At 36.0% G+C, this 1,483-nt stretch carries 3 protein-coding genes; all 3 read left to right on the forward strand.

Going from position 1 to position 1,483, the window contains the following annotated elements:
- The first annotated feature begins 57 nt into the window (after nt 1-57).
- On the forward strand, nt 58-366 hold the full coding sequence (locus tag BUB80_RS23180) for a hypothetical protein (protein WP_073298097.1): 309 nt from the start codon (nt 58-60) through the stop codon (nt 364-366).
- Between the two features lie 88 nt (nt 367-454).
- Nucleotides 455-847 carry a hypothetical protein gene (locus tag BUB80_RS23185; protein WP_073298098.1) on the forward strand — a complete coding sequence of 131 codons (393 nt, stop codon included), beginning with the start codon at nt 455-457 and terminating at the stop codon, nt 845-847.
- A 229-nt stretch (nt 848-1,076) separates the two neighbouring features.
- Nucleotides 1,077-1,241 (forward strand): hypothetical protein, encoded by a 165-nt coding sequence (locus tag BUB80_RS23765; RefSeq protein ID WP_175549652.1) that lies wholly within the window; start codon nt 1,077-1,079, stop codon nt 1,239-1,241.
- The last annotated feature ends 242 nt before the right edge of the window (nt 1,242-1,483 follow it).

Consider the following 1,483-nt stretch of genomic DNA (forward strand, 5'->3'; position numbering starts at 1 on the left):
TATTAAATATTTTTTACTCAAAAACTTAAATATTATAAAAAAACAATTATTTTCTTAGTGGCTACATCATTAAGCTGTTCTGCTTTCGCTCAAGTAGGTATAAATACAACTACCCCAGGAACAACATTAGATGTAAATGGTGCAATTACGAACCGAGAAACAACAGTGGCAGTAGCATCCAATTCAGCTACCATACCAACTAATGTAAGTCAAGTAAGACTTAAAGGTGCAGCAACCGCTGTTATAGCTATCACAGGATCTAATCCTCCTAATTCAAGGCAACGTCTTATTATTTATAACAATACAACAGGTGGTTTTGGAGCAGTTTTAAAATGGGGCTACTGTTCCAAGTGGAGAAGCTGTTGAGTTTATTTACAGTAATAATAACTGGCAAGATACTACTAACAATATTTATACAGCAGATGGTACTCTTACAGGAAATAGAACGGTAACAATGAATACAAATAATATTACATTTTCAGGAACTACCGCGTCTTTTAATGTAAATGGAAATAATAATGGTTTTCAGCGAAGCTTTTTCAAAAATGTAAGTACTGGAGCAAATAGTCGTATGGACATTAATGTAGCTGCCGGAGCAGCAAATATTTACTTAGGAACCGACACTGGCTCTGCGATCTTTGGTGCAGGTGTTAAAGGATATTTGGATAACCGATCAGGTGGTAGGATGGTATTTGCAAGTAATGGAAATGAAATAATGACCATTGATAATATAACAGGTAATGTAGGTATCGGAACTTCGACCCCTATTAACGTATTACATACAGTCGCTACCGCAAGCAATCTATCCGGATTCAGTTATAATCTTATGGATGCTCCTTGCAGATGATTCTATTTTAAGATTAAGAAACACCTCTACGGTCGCTGTAGGCAATAGAGCTTAATTAGGCTTTTCCAATGGTGGGGCTACTTCAGGCGGTCCTAGTTGGGAACTTGGTAGTCTCCGTACAAGATTACCCGTTAACGGAGGGGATGATTTCTATATTTCCGTTTCGACAGGAGGTGCACAGCAGTCTCGCCTAAGGATAAATGCAAACTCAGGATTTCTTGGAGTTGGGATGGGAAGTACTGACCCGCTTGCAAGAATATATGTAGGAAGCGGTGATATCTATATTGACAGTGTGGGATCCGGAGTTATTATGAAATCTGATGACGGATCATGCTGGAGAGTTCGAGTTACTAATACCGGGACTTTTACTTCTGCAACAATTATATGTCCGTAATAATATAAATAAAACCTGCTGACTAGTCCTGAAAAAATGATACGGGATTAAACAAATAAAAAATATTATAAACCTCAATAGCATTTTGAACCAATATTTTTCTTCATTCAAAATCTATATTAAATCTGTCAATAATAAATTCCTGTTTTAAAATACCATTGATTCTCTCTGTAAATTTATATCTCTTAAGGATCTGTATTCTGTATCATGTAAGAGATATAAATTTACAGAGAGAATCCTTA

The organism is Chryseobacterium polytrichastri (genome assembly GCF_900142445.1).
Taxonomy (GTDB): Bacteria; Bacteroidota; Bacteroidia; order Flavobacteriales; family Weeksellaceae; genus Chryseobacterium; species Chryseobacterium polytrichastri.